Source organism: Cellulosimicrobium cellulans, from assembly GCF_001722485.1.
GTDB lineage: Bacteria > Actinomycetota > Actinomycetes > Actinomycetales > Cellulomonadaceae > Cellulosimicrobium > Cellulosimicrobium cellulans_A.
The window spans coordinates 1-1838 of sequence record NZ_LWGL01000306.1; the positions used below are offsets into that span (position 1 = coordinate 1).

1 protein-coding gene and 1 pseudogene are annotated in these 1838 nt (G+C 77.3%); both read left to right on the forward strand.

Annotated elements, in window-relative coordinates:
- Positions 1–126: 126 nt before the first annotated feature.
- On the forward strand, positions 127–1404 hold the full coding sequence (locus JZ5iCDA_RS17285; RefSeq protein ID WP_253182143.1) for a glycosyltransferase family 4 protein: 1278 nt from the start codon (positions 127–129) through the stop codon (positions 1402–1404).
- Positions 1401–1838, forward strand: a pseudogene (locus JZ5iCDA_RS17290) (glycosyltransferase family 4 protein); the annotation flags it as partial. The gene JZ5iCDA_RS17285 and the pseudogene JZ5iCDA_RS17290, both read left to right, overlap by 4 nt.

Consider the following 1838-nt stretch of genomic DNA (forward strand, 5'->3'; position numbering starts at 1 on the left):
CACCGCGGGCCGGCGCGCGACCCGCCCTCGACGTCGACCTCGACGGGCTCGCGCGCGTCCCGTCGCTCGTCGCGCGCCTCGTCGAGCGCGCCCGCACCGCACCCGCGACCACCGAGGAGGACCACCGTGCGACCGCCTGAGACCACCGCCCTGCGCGTCGGGTACGTGACGAAGATGTACCCGCGCTTCTCGGAGACGTTCGTCGTGAACGAGGTGCGCGGGCTCGAGCGCCGCGGCGTCGATATCGAGATCTTCTCGTTGCGCGCCCCCGTCGACACCCGCTTCCACGCGTCGCTCGCGGCCGTGCGCGCCCCGGTGCACTACGTCCCGCGGACCGCGCGCCCGTCCGACGTGTGGCGCGCGGTCGGTGCCGCGCACGCACGCTTCGCGCCCGCGCTGCGGGACGGCGCGCTCGACGAGCTCCTCGCCGCCGACCCCGAGGACGCCGCGCAGGCGCTCGATGTCGCCGTCGCGGCCGACGGCGCCGGGATCACGCACCTGCACGCCCACTTCGGGTCGGTCGCCACGACCGTGGCCCGCCTCGCGGCGCGCGTGCTCGGCGTCGGCTACACGTTCACGGCGCACGCGAAGGACATCTTCCACGAGGACGTCGACCCGGCCGACCTGCGCCGCAAGCTCGCCGACGCGCGCGCCGTCGTCACGGTGAGCGACCACAACCTCGCGCACCTGCGCACGGCGTTCGGGCGAGCGGCCGACGGCGTGCGCCGCGTCTACAACGGCCTCGACCTCGCCGAGCACGCACGCTCGCGTGCGCCGCGGCTTTCCGGTCGGGTCGCGGCCGTCGGGCGGCTCGTGGAGAAGAAGGGCTTCGCCGACCTGCTCGACGCGCTCGCGCTCCTCGTGCGCGACGGTCGCGACGTCCACCTCGACCTCGTCGGCACCGGGCCCGAGGACGCCGCGCTGCGCGAGCGCGCGGACCGGCTCGGCGTCGCGGCGCACGTGACGTTCCACGGCCCGCTCTCGCAGGACCGCGTGCGCGACGTCGTCGCGCGCGCCACGGTCTTCGCCGCGCCGTGCGTGCTCGGTGCGGACGGCAACCGCGACGGCCTGCCGACCGTGCTGCTCGAGGCGATGGCCGCCGGGACACCGGTCGTCTCGACGCCCGTCACCGGCATCCCGGAGGCCGTGCGTGACGACGAGACCGGACTGCTCGTCCCGCCGGGCGACGCCCCGGCGCTGGCCGCGGCGCTCGACCACGTGCTCACGGACCCGGCGCTCGCCGCCCGCCTCGCCGACGGCGCCCGCGCCCTCGTGGAGGCGGAGTTCGACGTCGAGCGGACGTCGGCCGCGCTGCTCGACGTGCTGCGCACCGCGGCGGTCCCGGCAGCCGGCACCGAGTCTGGCGACGGCCCGGAGACCGCGACCGAGGGGAGGGCGGCATGAGGGTCGCGTACGTCAGCACCGACCCCGGCGTGCCCGTGTTCGGGCGCAAGGGATCGTCGGTCCACGTCCAGGCCGTGCTGCGCGTGCTCGTCCGCGCGGGTGCGACCGTCCACCTCGTCACCGTGCGCCCGGGCGACGACGTGCCGGCGGACCTGCTCGCCGGGCCGGGCCGCGTCGTCGTGCATGCCGTCCCCCTCGCGGCGACCCGCACGACGGCCGAGCGCGAGCGCGCGCTGCGCGCCGCCGACGCGCTCGTCGGCCCGGTGCTCGACGCCCTCGCCGCGGTCGGCCCGCTCGACCTCGTGTACGAGCGGTACTCCCTGTGGGGGACGGCCGCGACCGCGTGGGCGCGCCGCACCGGCACGCCGTCCGTGCTGGAGGTCAACGCGCCGCTGCCCGCCGAGCAGGCGCGGCACCGCGAGCTCGTCGACGCC